The organism is Leifsonia sp. NPDC056824 (genome assembly GCF_042789575.1).
Classification (GTDB): Bacteria; Actinomycetota; Actinomycetes; order Actinomycetales; family Microbacteriaceae; genus Leifsonia.
In genome coordinates this window covers 1-16482 of record NZ_JBHUAV010000004.1, presented here as the reverse complement: position 1 = coordinate 16482, position 16482 = coordinate 1, and the positions used below count along the sequence as shown (strand labels likewise).

The window sequence follows — 16482 nt, the reverse complement described above, 5'->3', positions numbered from 1 at the left end:
TGCCCCCTCTATCAGTTTTCCTCAGCACACACCCTCTCCCCCGGGGGGGGGGGGCGCCGGGGGGGGCGCCCCCCGCCCCCCGGGGCGCGCGCGCACCGCGCGCGACGAACCGGAGCACGGGCCGCCGCCTGCGCGCGGACGGCTGGTGGGCGCTGCTGTTCGTCGGGCCGCTGCTGATCGGCGTGCTGGTGTTCTACATCTGGCCGATCTTCCGCAACGCCTACTTCAGCTTCACGACATGGGGCGCGTTCGGAGGCGCCACCTGGAGCGGGATCACGAACTACCAGCAGATGCTGGCGGACCCCGACTTCTGGCGCGCCATCCTCAACACGTTCATCTACGTCGGCATCCTCCTGCTCGGCATCCCGTTGGCCGTCTGGTTCGCGGCGCTGATCAACCGGCCCGGGCTGCGGTTCGCCGCCGCGTACCGCACGGCGTTCTTCCTGCCGTACGTGGCGATGCCCGCCGCCATTTCGATGGTCTGGCGGATCATCTTCAACGGCGACTTCGGCGTGATCAACTACTCGCTCTCGCTGATCGGGATCAAAGGGCCGAACTGGCTGAGCACGGAGTGGTTCGCGCTCTTCGCCGTCGGCGTCGTGGGGGTGTGGATCTCGCTCGGGTTCAACCTGATCGTGCTCTCGGCCGGCATGCGCAGCATCCCGCCGGAGATGTACGAGGCGTCCTCGATCGACGGCGCGAGCCGCGCGCGGCAGTTCTTCTCGATCACCGTGCCACTGCTGACCCCGTCGATCTTCTTCGTCTCGGTCATCACCGTCATCACCGGGTTCCAGCTGTTCGATCTGCTCTACGCGCTGATGGGCACGCAGAACCCGGCGATCAACCAGACGCAGTCGCTCGTCTACCTGTTCTTCGCGCACCAGCAGACCGGCGACAACGGCTACGCCGCGGCGGTGGGCGTCGCGATCCTGGTGCTGGTCGGCGCGTTCACGATGCTCCAGTTCCGCATGCAGAAGAGGTGGGTGAACTATGTCTAGCCAGGTGATCGCACGACCGCGGCCGCGGGCCGGCCGCTCGCGCGGGAACGGCCTGACCCACGCGGTGCTCATCGTGGCGTCGCTGCTGATGATCTTCCCGTTCGTCTGGCAGATCCTGATGTCGCTGGCGACGAACGCGCAGGTCACCTCGGTGCCACCGACGGTCTGGCCGGGGACGCTGCATTTCGAGAACTTCGCGCACGTCTTCGACCAGCTCCCGTTCCTCAACCAGCTCTGGGTGTCGGTGGCCGTCACGGTCATCCGCACGGTCGGCCAGCTGCTGCTGTGCTCGATGGCCGGCTACGCCTTCGCGCGGATGGAGTTCCCGTTCCGGCGGACGATCTTCGCCCTGGTGCTCGCCATCCTGATGGTGCCGCCGCAGGTCTACCTGCTGCCGCAGTACCAGATCGTGCAGGGCCTCGGCTGGCTCAACACCATCGCGGGCATCGCGGCTCCCGGCATCTTCAGCGCGTTCGGCACCTTCCTGATGCGGCAGTTCTTCCTCGGCCTGCCCGACGAGCTGGCCGAGGCGGCCCGGCTCGACGGGGCGAACCACTTCCAGGTGTTCTGGAAGGTCATGCTGCCGCTGGCCAAGCCCGGGCTGTCCGCGCTCGCGATCATCACGGTGCTGGCCTCGTGGAACGATCTGCTCTGGCCGCTCATCGTAGCGACGGACTCCACGCAGATGCCGCTCGCACCCGGCATCGCCACGCTCACCAGCCAGCGCTCCATCCCGGACTACCCGCTGCTGCTCGCGGCGAGCCTGCTCGCGATGGCGCCGGTCCTCATCCTCTTCCTCCTCATGCAACGACGCGTCATCGACGGCATCGCGTTCTCCGGTCTGAAATGACGGCGACCGCGGCGACGACGACAGAAAGGCACACCGTGAACACCCTTCGAGTCGGCCTGATCGGGGCCGGCGGCATCTCGCGCGTCCACGCGGACGGCTGGCGGGCGCTCGGCGCCGCGGTCACCGTGCACTCGCACGAGGGCGCAGAGGCGCTCGCCGCTCAGTACGGCTTCGCCGTCGCCGGCGACCTCGACGCGCTGCTCGCCGCGAGCGACCTCGTGGACATCGTGACCCCGACCACCAGCCACGCGCCGCTGGCCCTGGCGGCGATCCGCGCAGGCAAGCACGTCATCTGCGAGAAGCCGCTGGGCGCCTCCGTCGAGGAGGCCAGGGAGGTCGTCGACGCGGCGCGGGCGGCCGGGGTGCGGCTGTTCCCCGCCCACGTCGTGCGGTACTTCCCGGAGTACGCGGCGGTGCAGCGCGAGATCGCGTCAGGGCGGATCGGCGAGCCGGCCGTGCTGCGGTTCGTGCGCGGCGGCGAGGCGCCGGCGGCGGGCACCTGGTTCCACGACGAGGCCCGCGGCGGCGGGATCGTGCGCGACCAGATGATCCACGACCTCGACCAGGCGCTCTGGCTCGCCGGTGACGTCGTCCGGGTGTACGCGGTCCAGAGCGCGCCGGGTGGAGACGCGGCCGAGCCGCACACGGTCACCGCGCACGTCGTGCTGACGCACGCGACCGGCGCGATCAGTCACCTCCAGGGCACCTGGGGAGCGCGCGGGCTGCCGTTCCGGACCAGCGCCGACCTCGCCGGGTCCGCCGGAACGCTCGCGATCGACTCGACGCGCACGCCGAGCCGGGTCGACATCCCGTCGGCGCACGACGCGGACGGCTACCTTCCGCCGCCCGTCCACGCCGAGAGCCCCTACACCGCGCAGTTGCGCGACTACGTGGCGGCCATCGCGGAGGACCGTGCCGCCCGGGTCACGCCGGAGGACGGCGTGCGCGCCGTCGCGCTGGCCGAGGCCGCGATGGAGTCGCTGCACTGCGGACAGCCGGTCGAGCTGGACCTGGCGGCGGCGTCGGCTGAGGCTGAGGCGATGGTCGGCGCATGACCGTCCCGATCTGCGAGGAGAAGACCGTGGAGAAGACTGTGGGGATCCCCGAAGGCCGCCCGCTGAAGGTGGCGGTGCTGTCGTTCGCGCACACGCACGCGATCGGCTACTGCCGCGCCCTCTCCGGGCGCGCCGACGTCGAGCTCGTCGTCACCGACCCGGATGGCGCGTCGGCGCCGGACGCAGCCCTCCGCGGCAGCGCGCTGGCCGAGCAGCTCGGCGTGCGCTACCTGCCGACGTACGAGGACGCGCTCGCCTGGGGTCCGGACGCCGTGATCGTCACGGCCGAGAACGTCCGCCACCGCGCGCTCGTCGAGGCGGCCGCGGCGGCGGGGGCGCACATCCTGTGCGAGAAGCCGCTGGCCACGACCGTGGAGGATGCGGAGGCCATGCTGGCGGCCGCCGAGCGCGCCGGTGTGACCCTGATGACGGCGTACCCGGTCCGGTTCGCGCCCGCGTTCGCCGACCTCCTGCACCGGGTGCGCTCCGGCGCCCTCGGGACGCTGTTGGCGGTGAAGGGGACGAACAACGGCAAGGTGCCCTCCGACCGCGCGTGGTTCACCGATCCTGCGCTCGCGGGCGGCGGCGCGCTGGTCGACCACGTCGTGCACTGCGCCGACCTCCTGGACGAGCTGCTCCACGAGCAGCCGGCGACGGTGCACGCGGTCGCCAACCGCATCCTGCACCCGGAGGCCTCCGTCGAGACCGGCGGCCTGGTGACCGCGGTGTACCCGAGCGGCGTAGTGGCGACGATCGACTGCTCGTGGAGCGTCCCGGACGCCGCGCCGACCTGGGGTGGCCTGACATTCCAGGTGACCGGCACGCGCGGCTCAGTCACGATCGCGCCGTTCGCGGGACACGTCGGCGGCCAGACCGGCGACGGGGCGGTGTGGGTCCCGACCGGCGACGACCTGGACGCGGCCATGCTCGCGGAGTTCGTCAGCGCCGTGCGCGTGGGTCGGCCGGCGGTCCCGGACGGCGGCGTCGGGCTGCGAACGCTTCAGGTCGTGGACGCCGCGCGGCGGTCCGCCGCGGGCGGCGGGCTCGTGACGCCCGTCGGCTGAGCACGCCTTCGCGACACTCAGGATGATCGAGGGGCACGTAAACGCCCTTAAAACCGCGTTTTAGGGGCGTTTACGTGCCCCTCGACGGGTGCTGTTGCGCGATTACCGAGAAGTCCTTCGCGCCCTGTCCCGCGTCGATCGCGCGCTGCAGCTCGACCGCGACGAGCGCGACGGCCGGCAGCGGCACGTCGGCGGTCGCGAGCATGAGGCGGGCGTCCTTGGCGAGGGCGTCGGCGGTGAACTGGGCGTCGTCGTAGTCCGCTGCGGTCACGAGCGGGCCCTTCGTGGCGGCGAGCGGGGCGATCGCGGTCAGGGAGAGCGTGGCGAGCACCTCGTCGTCGGTGAGGCCCGCGGCCCGGCCGAGGCGCAGCGACTCCGCCAGGGCCTCCATCGAGACGGCGAGCGCGAGGTTGGCCACCAGCTTGGCCGCCGTCGCCGCCGCGGGCGTGTCGAAGGTGCGCAGCTTCTCCTGATCGGCCCACAGGCCGACGACCCGTTTGGCCTCGCGCGCCGCGTCGTGCTCGCCGCCGACCAGCACCGCGAGCGCTCCGGCGCGGGCGGGGGCGAGCGAGCCGACGACGGGGGAGGCCACGTAGCGGATGCCGAGGACGGCGGCGCGGGCGGCGAACTCGGTCGCGTCGGCGGGGGAGACCGTCGTCACGTCGATCCAGAGCGTGCCGGGGCGCCACGGCAGGTCCGCGTCCAGCAGCGTCTCGCGCACGGCCTCCGGCCCGAACAGCACGCTCACGACCGTGCCCGCCTCGCCGACGGCCTCCGCTGCCGAGCCCGAGACGTGCGCGCCGCGGCGGCCGATCGTCTGCGCCGGCTCCGGGGAGCGGTTCCAGACGGTCACGGTGTGGCCGGCGTCGATCAGGTGCGGGACGAGCTCGCGGCCCATCCGGCCGAGCCCGAGGAATGCGATGTCCATAGCGCCACTCTCCACCGCCGGCGGCGCGGGCGGAACCCGGAACGCGCGATCACGCCTCCGGCAGCAGCGCCCGCTGCCGCGACAGGAACTCCCGCTCGCTGTCGTTGGCGCACAGCCGCACCGCCTCGTCGTACTCGGCCGCGGCCTCCTCGGGCCGTCCCGACCGGCGCAGCAGCCCGGCGCGGATGCCGTGCAGCAGATAGAACGACGCCAGCTCCTCACGCAGCGGCTCGATCGCCGCCAGCGCCGGTTCGGGACCGACCGCCTCCGCCACCGCGACCGCCCGGTTGAGCGCGACGACGGGGGAGGGCTGCACCCGCAGGAGCTGGTCGTACAGGGCGACGATCTGCGGCCAATCGGTGTCCTCGGCGCGCGCGGCGTCGTCGTGCACCGCCTGGATCGCCGCCTGGAGCTGGTACGGTCCCGGCCGCCCGGCGATCAGGCAGCGGCGCACGATCGTGTGGCCCTCGGCGATCAGGGCGGTGTCCCACCGCCCGCGGTCCTGGTCGGGAAGGGCGACCATCGACCCGTCGCGATCCATCCGGGCCGGCCGGCGCGCGTCGACGAGCAGCAGCAGGGCGAGCAACCCCTGCGCCTCCGGCTCGTCGGGCAGCAGCGCCGTCAGGAGGCGCGCGAGCCGGATCGCCTCGCCGCCGAGCTCCTCGCGCACCAGCCGGTCGCCCACAGTCGCCGTGTAGCCCTCGCTGAAGATTAGGTAGACGACGGCGAGCACGGAGCCGAGGCGTTCCGGCAGGTCGACGGCGGCCGGGACCCGGTACGGGATTCGAGCGTCCCTGATCTTCGCCTTAGCGCGCGAGATGCGCTGGGCGAGCGTGGCCTCCGGCACCAGGAACGCCCGTGCGATCTCGGCGGTGCTGAGCCCGCCGAGCAGTCGCAGCGTCAGCGCCACCCTGGCGTTCGGCGCGAGCGCCGGGTGGCAGCAGGTGAAGATGAGCCGGAGGCGGTCGTCGGGGATCGCGCCGGTGTCGGCGGCCTCCACGGTGGAGGCCAGCGCGAGCAACTCCGTCGCCTCCGCCTCCCGCTCCCGGCCGACGGCCTCGCGGCGCAGCCGGTCGATCGCGCGGCGGCGGGCGGTGGTGATGAGCCACCCCGCCGGCGCGGGCGGGAGGCCGTCGACCGGCCAGCGCGCGACGGCGACGGCGAAGGCCTCCTGAACGGCGTCCTCCGCGCGGTCCAGGTCGCCGAGAGAACGGTAGAGCACGGAGACGGCGCGGCCGTACTCCTCGCGGAAGATCGAGTCGATCGCTCCGGAGGAGACGGCCGCGCCATCGCTGTCGCGGCTCACGCGAACGGCCGCACCTCGATCGGCAGCGTCGTCGCGACGGCGAGTCGCCTGCCCCACTCGAGGGCGGCGTCCAGGTCGGGCACGTCGATGATGGTGAAGCCGCCGAGGTGCTCCTTGCCCTCCGCGAACGGGCCGTCGGTGACCATCACCTCCGTGCCGGCCGGCCGCAGCACGGTCGCCGACTGCGGCGGCAGGAGGCCGTTGGAGAACACCCAGGCGCCGGCCGCGCGCATCTCGGTGTTGAGCGCGTCGAGGTCCTCGCCGATCGCGGCGAGGACCTCCGGCTCCGGGACGGGCCCGTCCGGCTGGTAGACGCTGAGCAGGTACTGGGACATGATCGTGATTCCTTCCTCTCACCGTCTATACGAACGGGAGGACGTCATCTCGACATCATGCCGCGAACATTCGTCACGAATGTCGACTTTGGAACGCTGAGAGTCGACATTCGTGACGAATGTGAGGAGCTCAGTTCCGTCGCTCGAGGCGGGCGACGCCGATTTTGGAGTCGGCCATGCCGTAGAAGACCCAGTGGACTCCGTCCACCTGCTCGATCGCGGTGGGGAACACGACGTTCGGGACGATGCCGCTGCGCTCCTCCTCGGTCTCGGCGCTCAGCAGCGGCTCCTCCGTCCGGCGGATCACCCGCCACGGCTCGTCGGCGTCGAGGATCATCGCGCCGGCCGAGTAGTTGACGTGCTTCTGCTGGTCGACGCCGCGCTCCAGTCGCCCGGTGACGCCGTGGTGGAGCAGCAGCCAGCCCTCCTGCACCCGCACCGGGGCGGGTCCCGCGCCGATCTTCAGCTCCTCGAACGGGAACTCCGGACCGGCGAGGAAGCGGTTGTGCCGCCACCGCGTCAGCTCGCCGAGGTCGTCGCGCACGGCGGCCAGCGGGATGAACGCGATCCAGATGCTGGGTCGCTTCTCCTCCAGCCCGGTCGGCGGGTGCTCGCCCTCACCGTCCCTGACCTCGCCGAGGTCCCAGACCGGCCGGTGCAGCACGGCCAGGCTCTCCACGCCGTCCGGCCCGGTGACCGGCTCCGGGAAGAACACGGTGTCCTTGTTGTGGAACAGCGCCAGGTCGACGCCCAGCCCGTCGTCGTACTCGAAGGTCACCGGGCCGAGGCGCTGCCACGACCGCAGATCGGCCGAGACCGCGACGGCGGTGCGCGGGCCGAGCGGGCCATAGGCGACGTACGTCATGACGTGGAGGCCGAGGGCGGGCACGAACGTCGTGCGCGGGTCCTCGACGCCCGAGTTGCGGCGGCCGCGCTCGAAGTCGCGGTCGGGCGCCAGCACGACGCCCTCCCGCTCGACGCCGACCGGCACGCCGTCCTCGACGACCACGCGGGCGAGGCCCACGCGCGACACGTTGCCGTCGGCGACCAGCCGGGGCAGGAGATACAGCTCGCCGTCGGCGTCGCGGCCGGAGGCGGGGTTCAGCACGCCTTCGGCCTCCAGCGGTTCGCCGGGCTCGGGAGTCATCACCACGCCGGAGCGGGTGAGAACGTAGGGGAAGGGCTCAGTCACTTCGTGACCTCCTTGTAGACATAGAGTTCGCGCTCTCCGCGGGGAGCGTCCCAGCCTTGCGCGAACGACCAGCGGCCGTCCACCTTCTGCAGGCCGCCCCAGGCGAGGGAGCCTCCGCGGTGGAGGCCGAGCTGGGTGAAGGGGGCGTCGACCGAGTAGTCCGCCTGGGCCGCGGCGAAGTCGCCGTTCTCGTCGGCGTAGAAGAAGTCCAGCACGAGGTCGTCCCCGCGCACGACGGCGCAGGCGACCTCGTACAGGCTGCCGGGCAGCGAGGACAGGTCGAGGTAGGGCTGCTCGGCGAAGGTCCAGGAGACCAGGTCGTCGGAGTGGCCGATCATCGGCCGGCCGCCGCAGCCTTCGGAGAGGAACATCAGGTACTCGCCGCCGATCCGCACGGCGCGGCCGTGCTCGTCGCGCGGCACGACGGCGCCCTTCGCCCAGTCCTGGGAGACCTCGAGCGGCACCACCAGCCCGATCTTCTCCCACGACACCAGGTCGTCGGAGATCATCCCCATGATGTCGACCGCGTTCTCGCCCGCTTCCGTGCGCCGGTTGGCGTTGTAGAAGAGCACGTAGCGGCCGTCCACCTCGTAGACCTTGGGGTCCTCGCAGCCGAGCGGCTCGTTGGGCAGCGTCGGGTAGACGATCGGGTTGGCCGGGTCGTCGTGCCAGACCCCGTCGCGGAGGACGGCGTGGCCGATCCGGCTCGCCAGCGACTCCATCCGCGGCGAGGCCCGGTAGAAGAGGTGCAGCTCACCGTCCCGCTCGATCATGGACGGGTTGAAGATCGCGCTGCTCGTCCAGCCGACGCCGGTGGGGTCGTCCCACTGGCCGTCGAGCCGGAAGGTCAGCGCCGGGTCCCGCTGGAACGGGCCGATCGCCCAGTCCGGCGGGTCGATGTAGTTCGCCGAGAAGTGGTCGGTCGAGATGTGGTCGGTGACGGCGTTGGAATGACCCAGCGCCTCCTCGTAGCTGAGGCGGAGGGCGTCGGTGTAGGCGGCGTCCACGGTTCTCCTTGCGTTCGGTGCGGGTGGCTCAGCCCTTGACGGACGAGCCGATGTCGGTTGAGGTGAAGTAGCGCTGGAAGACGATGAACAGCACGACGACGGGGGCGGCCAGGACGACCGCTCCGGCGAGGATCGCCCCGAACGGGTTGGCCGTGGAGGCCGCGACCGTGCTGATGTAGTTCGCCAGCGAGACGGCGAGCGGCTGCAGGCTCGCCTCCTTCGTGATCAGGAACGGCCAGAGGAACTCGTTCCACGGGCCGATGAAGGTCAGCAGCAGCACGGTCACCAGCGCCGGTCGGACCAGCGGGAGGGCGACCCTCCAGAGCAGCGTGAACTCGCCGGCGCCGTCCACCCGGGCGGCGTCGAACAGCTCCCGCGGCAACTGCAGGAAGTACTGCCGGAAGATCAGCACCGCGGCCGAGTTGATGGCGTACGGCAGGATCATCCCCAGATAGTTGTCGCCCAGGCCGTAGTTGCGCGCGATGAGCACGTACAGCGGGATCATCAGGAGCTGGAACGGGATGGTCTGCACCAGCAGCGCCAGCGCGAAGGTCACCCCGCGCCCCCGCCAGTGCAGGATCGACAGCGCGTACCCGGCGAGCACGCCGAACACGACGGTGCCCAGCAGCACGCCGCCGGTGAAGATGCCCGAGTTGATAAGGCCCTGCACGAGGTTGATCCGGGAGTCGATCGCCGCGTAGTTGTGCAGCGTGATGTTGGCCGGATTGGGGAACGCCCCGGCGACGGTCGTGTCGGGCGACGCCTGCAGCGACCCGATCAGCATGTAGTAGAAGGGGAACAGGAAGGCGAAGGCGCCGATCGTCAGCACGATCCCGCGCAGGATCGCCTGCGGGCGGCTCAGCCGCACGGAGGCGGCCATGTCGCGGCGACGGCGCTTCCGGGGGGCGCGCGGAGTCTGCGGCGCCGGTTCGGCACCTGTTGTCTTGAGGGTGGTCATGACTCTCGTCCTCCCGCGAATCGGTTCTGCAGCCAGGCGATGATCAGCACCACGATCACGAGCACGACGCCGATCGCTGAGGCGTAGCCCGGGTGACCCTGCTGGATGCCCTGTTGGTAGATCAGGAGCACCGGGGAGGTCGAGTGGCCGTCCGGGCCGCCGCCGCCGGTGAGGAGGTACGGCTCGGTGAACATGTTGGCGCCGGTGATGGTGGCGAGCAGCAGCACGAGCACGGTCGCGGGCCGCACGCCGGGCACGGTGACGGAGAAGAACTGCCGCACCCGCCCCGCGCCGTCGGTGGCCGCCGACTCGTACAGCTCGCGCGGCACGTTCTGCAGCGCGGCGAGGTACAGCAGGATGTAGAGGCCGAGCTGCTTCCAGGTCACGTAGATCGCGATGGTCGGCATGGCCAGCACGGGGTTGATGAACCACGACGGGTTCGGGGCCAGCGGGCCGAGGATCTGGTTCACCAGTCCCGAGCCGTTGAACAGGAACAGCCAGACGCCGATGATCGCGACGCTCGCCGTGACGTACGGCACGTAGTAGCTCACCCGCAGGAACGTGCGGAATCGGGTGATGCCGTTGAGCCCGCTCGCCAGCACCAGCGACAGCACGACCGTCAGCGGCACGTTGATGATCAGGAAGATCCCGACGTTGGCGAACGACTGCAGCACCGCCGGGTCGGTGAAGGCCTGGATGTAGTTCTGGAAGCCGACGAAGGGCTGGGTGACCTGGGCTCCCGGCGCCGCGAAGAAGTAGTCGAAGAACGACATGTAGACCGCGTAGATCAGCGGGTACGCGAAGATCACCAGGACGAAGATCAGGTACGGCGCGGCGAACAGCCAGCCCAGCGGGTTGCTGCCGAGGATGCGCTGCAGCAGCGGCTTGCGTCGCCGCGGGGCCGCCCCGGCGGCGGGCGTGGTGCCCGCCGCCGGGGGTGCGGAGAGGGTGCTCATGATTACTTCTGAGCCTGGAGCTGGTCGATCTTCTGCGAGGCGGCCTTGAAGGCGTCCTCGACCGTACCGGTGCCGTTGATCACCGACTTGGAGTACGCGTCGCGCAGGGCCTGGAGCTGGGCGATGGTGTTGACGCCCGTCGGGTCGTCAGCGGTCCGCTCGCTCTGGGAGCCGAACTGCTTGTAGGCCGGGTGCGAGTCGAAGTAGCTCGAGTACACGCTGGACACGTTGGAGCGGATCGGCATCTGGCCGGTGACGTTCAGCAGCTTGCCGTCCTGGTCCTTGGAGGTGGCGTACTTGATGACGTCCCAGGCCGTTCCCTGGTTCTTGCACGAGGTGTACATGCCGATGTTCTTGGCATCCGGGAAGGTGTAGGTCTGGTCGGCCGACTTGCCGTCCTTGGTCGGGACGGGGACGGAGCCCCACTGGACCTTGTTGTAGACCGCGATCGCCCACGGTCCGACGATGGCCATCGCGGACTTGCCGTCGGCGAAGGCGTCGCCCTGGTACTGCTCCTTGCCGGCGAGACCGTCGGTGTAGATGCTCTTCCAGAAGTTGGCGACATCCATCGAGTCCTGGCTGGTGATGTTCGCCTTGCCGTTGTCGATGAAGGTCTTGCCGCCGGTCTCCGCGGCCAGCAGGGGCAGGTAGTCGAAGTTCGGCTGGAAGAACTCGCTGGTCGGCGCCGGGTAGATCGCGTACGGCGCAGCGCCGGACGACTTGATCTTCTGGGCGGCGGCGGTGAACTTGGCGTAGGTCGACAGGTCCGGGCTGTTCGGGTCGATGCCGGCCTTCTGGAAGATGGTCTTGTTGTAGAAGATCATCACCGGGTTCTGCTTCCACGGCATCTGGTAGAAGTCGCCGTTCGGGGACTTGTACTGGTCGGCGGTCTTACCGCTGCGGCCCTGGATGTACGAGTTGCCGTCGGAGAACTTCGACAGGTCGACCAGGCCGCCCTGCTTCTCCCACTGACCGGTCGCGGCGGGCAGGTTGTTGAACACCAGGCAGGGCGTGGTGCCGGCCGTGATGGCGGCGCCGATGACCTCCTCGGTGCTCTTTCCGGCCGGGACCTCCTGGGCCTTGATCTGCTCCTTGGGGTGCGAGGAGTTCCAGGAGGAGACCACGGACTTGCCCCACTGCACCTCCTGCGGGTTGTTGGAGTACCAGATGGTGATCGGGCCGTGCGCCTTCATGGCGTCGGTCTGACCGCCACCGCCGCTGGAGCCGCACGCGGCCAGGGTGCCGGCGACGAGGCCGGCGCTGATGACGGCGACCGCGAGTCTGCGGCCGGTGATGCGTTTGCGCATGATCTGTGCTCTTTCTCTGTGATTTCAGTGACGCGATGGCGCAGCCGTGGAGGCGCGCACCACCAGTCGGGCAGGGGGCAGGGCGACGTCGGCAGGCTCACCGTGCTCCACCAGCCGCAGCAGTGCGGTGGCGGCGGCGATGCCCCAGCCGGCCGGGTCGTTGTCCAGGGTCGTCAGGCTCGGATAGATGTAGGTCCCGATCTGGGAGCCGTCGAGCCCGGTGATGGACAAATCCTGGGGGAGGCGGAGACCGCGCTCGTGCGCGACCCCCATGCCCGCGATCGCCATCGGGTCGTTGCCGTAGACGATGGCGGTGGGCGGTTCCGCGGAGTCGAGGAGCGTCTTGGTGGCCTCCGCGCCCTGTTCGGGCGAGAAGTCGGTGGGGACGATGACGGGATCGAGCCCGGCGGCGCGCACCACTTGTTCGAACCGCTCCCGGCGGAGGAGGCCGTGCAGCATCCGCTCGTCGCCGGACACATGCGCGATGCGCGTGTGGCCGAGCCCGAGCAGGTGCGCGACGAGCTCGTCGATGCCCGCGTCGTAGTCGCGGGTGATGACAGGGAACGGGCTGCCGCCGGTCGGCTCGCCGAGCGAGACGGCCTGCGAGCCGAACTCCTGCACCAGCGCGAGGCGGTGGTCCTCGGCGAGGATGTCGGTGAGCAGGAAGCCGTCCACCCGCTTGTCGAGCGCGAGCCGCTCGTAGGCGCGGGCCTCCGCCTCGTGGTCGGGGACGACCGTCAGCACGAGCACCTGGCCGCGCTCGGAGAGCACCGTCTCGACGCCCGCGATGAACGCCGCGAAGAACGGGTCCACCTCGATGGTGCGGGCGGCGCGTCGCAGGATGAGCCCGAGCGCGTACGCACGCCGGGTGGTGAGCCCGCGGGCGCTCGGGTTGGGGGTGAACCCGAGCTCCCGCGCGGTCGCGAGGATGCGCTCGCGGGTCTCCAGCGCCACACCGGGCTTGCCGTTGAGGGCGAGGGAGACCAGTCCCTTGCTCACGCCCGCCGCCCGTGCGACGTCGTTGATCGTGATGTCGGCAGGCGTCACCGCGGCACCACCGTGGTGAAGCCGCCGGGCACGATCGTGACGGTGCCGTTCCCGTTCAGTGGGATCGGCGCGCCGACCTGGCGGCCGGAGGCGTCGTACCGGGTCGCGAGCACGGGGCCGGAGGAGGCGAGGTGCTGCGTGGCCGTGCCGGAGGTGGCGTTGACGTAGACGTCGAGCGTGCCCGAACCGGTCAGGCCGAGGTGGGAGACCTCCGGCTGCACGAGCACGGCGTCGAGCCGGGCCTGGCCGTTCACCCGCGCCGTGACCGTGGTCGCGCCGGCGGGAGCGGAGACCGGGAGGGTCTGCGGCAGCAGGAACACCGTGGTGGGCGCGATGCCCTGTGCGCCCGGACGGACGTTCTGGCTGGAGCCGAGCTGCACGGTGCGGTTGCCCGCGCTCGCCGTCCAGGCCGTCGTGCCCGACCCGCTGGTGGCGGTGCCGTCGGGGCCGAGGTCCTCGATCGGGAGGATGCGTGCGGCCGGGTGACCGGCGGGCAGCGTCATCGTGACGGTCGCGCCGGTCGAGGCGGAGACGTACGCGCCGCCCGACCAGTTCGCCGAGCCGGTCCACGCGGACGGCGGGGTGACCACAGTGGCGGGGCCGGTGAGCGTGCCCTTCTCGGCCTCCACGACCTGGATGCCGTCGGCGGCGGAGCGGTGCGTCAGGGCCACGGCCGCGCGCTTGATCGCCGGGTGGGCGTCGAGCGCGAGCATGCTCAGCTCGGTGTGGATGACCGACTCGGCGCCGCAGTTGTGGTTGATGCCGCCGTCGCCGCCGATCCCGTCGACGCAGACACCGGTGGACGGGTCGTACACCGGCACGCCGGCCGGGTTGGCGCCGAAGTACCAGGCGGCCTGGGCGCCGGCGAGGGTGGCGAGGCCGGTCGAGCCGGAGGCGTCGGAGGCTGCGACCAGGCCCTCCACCCGGGAGTCGACGCCGTAGGCGATCTGGGACTGGTCGGCCGGGGTGGGCGTCCAGCCGTTGTCCGGGCCGCCGCTGGCGAGGAGCTGCGTGGTGAAGCTCGCGAGGTCGGTGTTCGCGGCGCCCTGCAGGCTGCCGTCGTGGAGCTGCGTCGCGGCCGCGATCAGCGCCGCAGGCGCCATGCCGCCCCAGGCGTGCCAGAACGTGGGGGAGTTGGCTTCGGGGAGCAGCGCGCCGAACGGCCACTGGCCGGTGCCGCCGGAGGACAGCCCGGCGATCCCCTTCGCGTAGCGCTGGAGGTCGGTGCGCGCCTGGGTGTCGCCCGGAGCGGCCGCGGTGTACGCGCTCAGGCCGAGCACGGCCTCGGCGGTCGGGGCCGCGCTGTTGGTGATGAGCCAGCCGGGGACCGTGACGCCGTTGGCGGTGTCAGTCGTCCCGTATTTGGCGAGCGACTGGCGCTCCAGGGAGCGCAGCGCGAGGTTCATCCGCTGCTGGAGGAAGGACGCGAACGCCGGGTCGGACTTCTCGAAGCCCGCGTAACCCTCGCCGAGCGCCCAGACGGTGCGCGCCAGCCAGTACGACTCGCCCGAGTCGCTGGGGTTCGGGTTGTCGGCCGGGATGGCGGACGGGTTCAGGGTTCCGTCATGCTGCTGCCAGAGGACGACGTTGCCGGCGTTCGGGCCGGAGTCGACCTGCAGGTAGGTCAGCTCGCGCAGCAGCTCGAAGGCGGAGGCGCGGCTGGCCGCGGTGCCGTTCTGCTTCCAGTCGCGGAGGTAGACGACGGCCGAGCGGGAGATGTCGTCGGCGTCGAAGGTGCCCTGCGCGTAGTAGCCTTTGGCGGCGTTCGTGATGGGGCCGCCGCCGACGCGCGTGAAGCTGCCGTCGGCGTTGCGGTTGGCGTACACCCACGGGGCGCGCGCGTTCGGCTCCTGGCTCTGCTGGTACGTGGAGTGTCCCGCGACCCCGGGAAGCAACGGCACATCGTCCAGGAGGAAATTCAAGTGGGCGAGATTCGTCAGGGTGGGGGCGGCCGGGGCCGCGGGAGTGGGGGAGGCGTTCGCCGGGGCGGCGATCACCGGTACGAGCGCGGCGGCGGCGAGGGCTGCGCCCGTCGCTGCAGCGAGGAGTCGATTCCGCTTCATTGCGTGTCCTGTCTCTGTGCTCTGAGTGGGGGGAAAGAGCGATAAGGCCGGTGCCACCCCCAGAACGGGTGACGTCTAAACCGGTTTAAAGGACGGTAGCCGCGCTTTTCGGATCTGTCAACGGGCACAACGGATGGTCCACCCCCGGGGTCTTGTGCCGTTCTGCACCCGCGACGAGACTGGGGCGACCGGCCGCCGACGTCCGGCCGGGTCACGACCGAGGAGGAAAAGTGGAGTACAAGGACATTCCGACCAAGGCCGACATCGAGAGGATCGCGGCGCTGCGCGAACCCGGTTGCGTCAGCATCTACCTGCCGACCGGCACGACGCCGCAGGAGGCGGACAAGGCTCGCATCGACCTCAAGAACCACCTCGCCCTCGCAGTGAAATCGCTGGAGGCGATGGGCGTCGATCGCCACCGGATCGGCGCCGTGCGGACCGAGGGCGAGGGCATCCTCGAGGACCGCGATTTCTGGCGCTACCAGTCGCGCTCGCTCGCGGTGTTCCTCGACGGGGAGGTCGCCGAGACCTTCCGCCTGCCCAACCGGCTGACCTCCGCGTGCGAGGTTGCCGACCGCTTCTACATCAAGCCGCTGCTGCGCGCCGTGACCTTCCCGCAATCGGCGCTCATCCTCGCCCTCGCTCAGAACTCGGTGCGCCTGATCCGCGTGGACCCGGAGCTGCCGCCGGCCCTGGTCGAGGTCGAAGGGATGCCGAAGGACGTCGCCGCCGCGGTCGGCAAGACCTCGATCAGCGGGCGCGCCGCCGAGGGCCGCATCCAGGGCTCCGAGGGCCAGAAGGTGCGGATGCTGGAGTACGTGCAGGCGATCGAGCGGGCGCTGCACCCGCTGCTGGCGAGCTCCACCGAGCCGCTGATCCTCGCCGCGGCCGAGCCGCTCACCGGGATCTTCCGCGGCGCGACGGACTATCCGCGGCTCGTGGACGACGTGATCGCCGGCAACCCGGAGGAGAAGACCGAGGACGAGCTGGCGACGGCCGCGCGCGCCGTGCTCGACCGGCTGTACGCCGGGAAGATCGACGCTCTCAAGGAGGACTTCTCCACCCGCATCGCCGGCGGCACAGCCCTGGTCGACCTCAGCGACATCGCCCGCGCGGCGACCTACGGAGCGGTGGAGACCCTGGTCTTCGACATCGACCGGCGGGTGCCGGGGTCGCTGGACGACGAGACCGGCAAGATCGCCTACCTGGACGACGACACGGCGGGCAACTACGGCGTGGTGGACGAGATCATCCGCCGCTCGCTGGCCTCCAAGGCGAAGGTCTACGCGCTGCGCGCCGAGGACGTCCCCGGCGGCGGAGCCGTCGCCGCCGCCGTTCGCTTCCCCGTCTGACCCCCACCCCTTCCGCCGAGGGGCACGTAAACGCCCCTAAAACGCACTTTTAGGGGCGTTTACG

The 16482-nt window shown here is 70.9% G+C and carries 15 protein-coding genes; 5 read left to right on the top strand and 10 right to left on the bottom strand.

What is annotated here, in order from left to right; all coding sequences use genetic code 11:
* The first annotated feature begins 182 nt into the window (after window positions 1-182).
* From ACFRFH_RS15320 to ACFRFH_RS15305, 4 genes are read left to right on the top strand one after another with little or no spacing between them, the layout of a single operon-like run.
* Window positions 183-998 carry a carbohydrate ABC transporter permease gene (locus tag ACFRFH_RS15320; RefSeq protein WP_382463862.1) on the top strand — a complete coding sequence of 272 codons (816 nt, stop codon included), beginning with the start codon at window positions 183-185 and terminating at the stop codon, window positions 996-998.
* Window positions 991-1848 (top strand): carbohydrate ABC transporter permease, encoded by an 858-nt coding sequence (locus ACFRFH_RS15315; protein WP_382463861.1) that lies wholly within the window; start codon window positions 991-993, stop codon window positions 1846-1848. The genes ACFRFH_RS15320 and ACFRFH_RS15315 overlap by 8 nt, the downstream gene beginning before the upstream one ends.
* Entirely contained in the window at window positions 1845-2903 is a 1059-nt protein-coding gene (locus ACFRFH_RS15310; RefSeq protein ID WP_382463860.1) for a Gfo/Idh/MocA family protein, read from the top strand. Before ACFRFH_RS15315 ends, ACFRFH_RS15310 begins: the two co-directional genes overlap by 4 nt.
* Entirely contained in the window at window positions 2900-3967 is a 1068-nt protein-coding gene (locus ACFRFH_RS15305; protein ID WP_382463859.1) for a Gfo/Idh/MocA family protein, read from the top strand. The genes ACFRFH_RS15310 and ACFRFH_RS15305 overlap by 4 nt, the downstream gene beginning before the upstream one ends.
* A 70-nt stretch (window positions 3968-4037) precedes the next feature.
* Here the strand turns inward: ACFRFH_RS15305 and ACFRFH_RS15300 are convergent, their stop codons facing one another.
* The 10 genes from ACFRFH_RS15300 to ACFRFH_RS15255 form a co-directional block, all read right to left on the bottom strand.
* Window positions 4038-4895 (bottom strand): NAD(P)-dependent oxidoreductase, encoded by an 858-nt coding sequence (locus ACFRFH_RS15300; RefSeq protein ID WP_382463858.1) that lies wholly within the window; start codon window positions 4893-4895, stop codon window positions 4038-4040.
* Between the two features lie 49 nt (window positions 4896-4944).
* Complete coding sequence (locus ACFRFH_RS15295; protein WP_382463857.1) at window positions 4945-6201, bottom strand: RNA polymerase sigma factor; 1257 nt, start codon at window positions 6199-6201, stop codon at window positions 4945-4947.
* Entirely contained in the window at window positions 6198-6536 is a 339-nt protein-coding gene (locus ACFRFH_RS15290; protein WP_382463856.1) for a YciI family protein, read from the bottom strand. Before ACFRFH_RS15290 ends, ACFRFH_RS15295 begins: the two co-directional genes overlap by 4 nt.
* A 130-nt stretch (window positions 6537-6666) precedes the next feature.
* Window positions 6667-7683, bottom strand: a complete 1017-nt coding sequence (locus tag ACFRFH_RS15285) for a glycosidase (protein ID WP_382464169.1) — start codon at window positions 7681-7683, stop codon at window positions 6667-6669.
* 41 nt (window positions 7684-7724) lie between these two features.
* Complete coding sequence (locus ACFRFH_RS15280) at window positions 7725-8735, bottom strand: hypothetical protein (RefSeq protein ID WP_382463855.1); 1011 nt, start codon at window positions 8733-8735, stop codon at window positions 7725-7727.
* 28 nt (window positions 8736-8763) lie between these two features.
* A complete protein-coding gene (locus ACFRFH_RS15275; RefSeq protein WP_382464168.1) occupies window positions 8764-9615 on the bottom strand; it encodes a carbohydrate ABC transporter permease in 852 nt (283 codons plus the stop codon).
* Window positions 9616-9689: 74 nt separating this feature from the next.
* Window positions 9690-10649, bottom strand: a complete 960-nt coding sequence (locus tag ACFRFH_RS15270; RefSeq protein WP_382463854.1) for a carbohydrate ABC transporter permease — start codon at window positions 10647-10649, stop codon at window positions 9690-9692.
* 2 nt (window positions 10650-10651) lie between these two features.
* Window positions 10652-11956 (bottom strand): ABC transporter substrate-binding protein, encoded by a 1305-nt coding sequence (locus tag ACFRFH_RS15265; RefSeq protein WP_382463853.1) that lies wholly within the window; start codon window positions 11954-11956, stop codon window positions 10652-10654.
* A 24-nt stretch (window positions 11957-11980) separates the two neighbouring features.
* Window positions 11981-13003, bottom strand: coding sequence for a LacI family DNA-binding transcriptional regulator (locus ACFRFH_RS15260; protein WP_382463852.1), 1023 nt, complete (start codon window positions 13001-13003; stop codon window positions 11981-11983).
* Entirely contained in the window at window positions 13000-15066 is a 2067-nt protein-coding gene (locus ACFRFH_RS15255) for a hypothetical protein (protein WP_382463851.1), read from the bottom strand. Before ACFRFH_RS15255 ends, ACFRFH_RS15260 begins: the two co-directional genes overlap by 4 nt.
* A 230-nt stretch (window positions 15067-15296) precedes the next feature.
* On the opposite strand from ACFRFH_RS15255, the gene ACFRFH_RS15250 reads away from it, so the two are divergent.
* Window positions 15297-16418: a hypothetical protein gene (locus tag ACFRFH_RS15250; RefSeq protein ID WP_382463850.1), complete on the top strand. Its 1122-nt coding sequence runs from the start codon at window positions 15297-15299 to the stop codon at window positions 16416-16418.
* Window positions 16419-16482 lie beyond the last annotated feature (64 nt).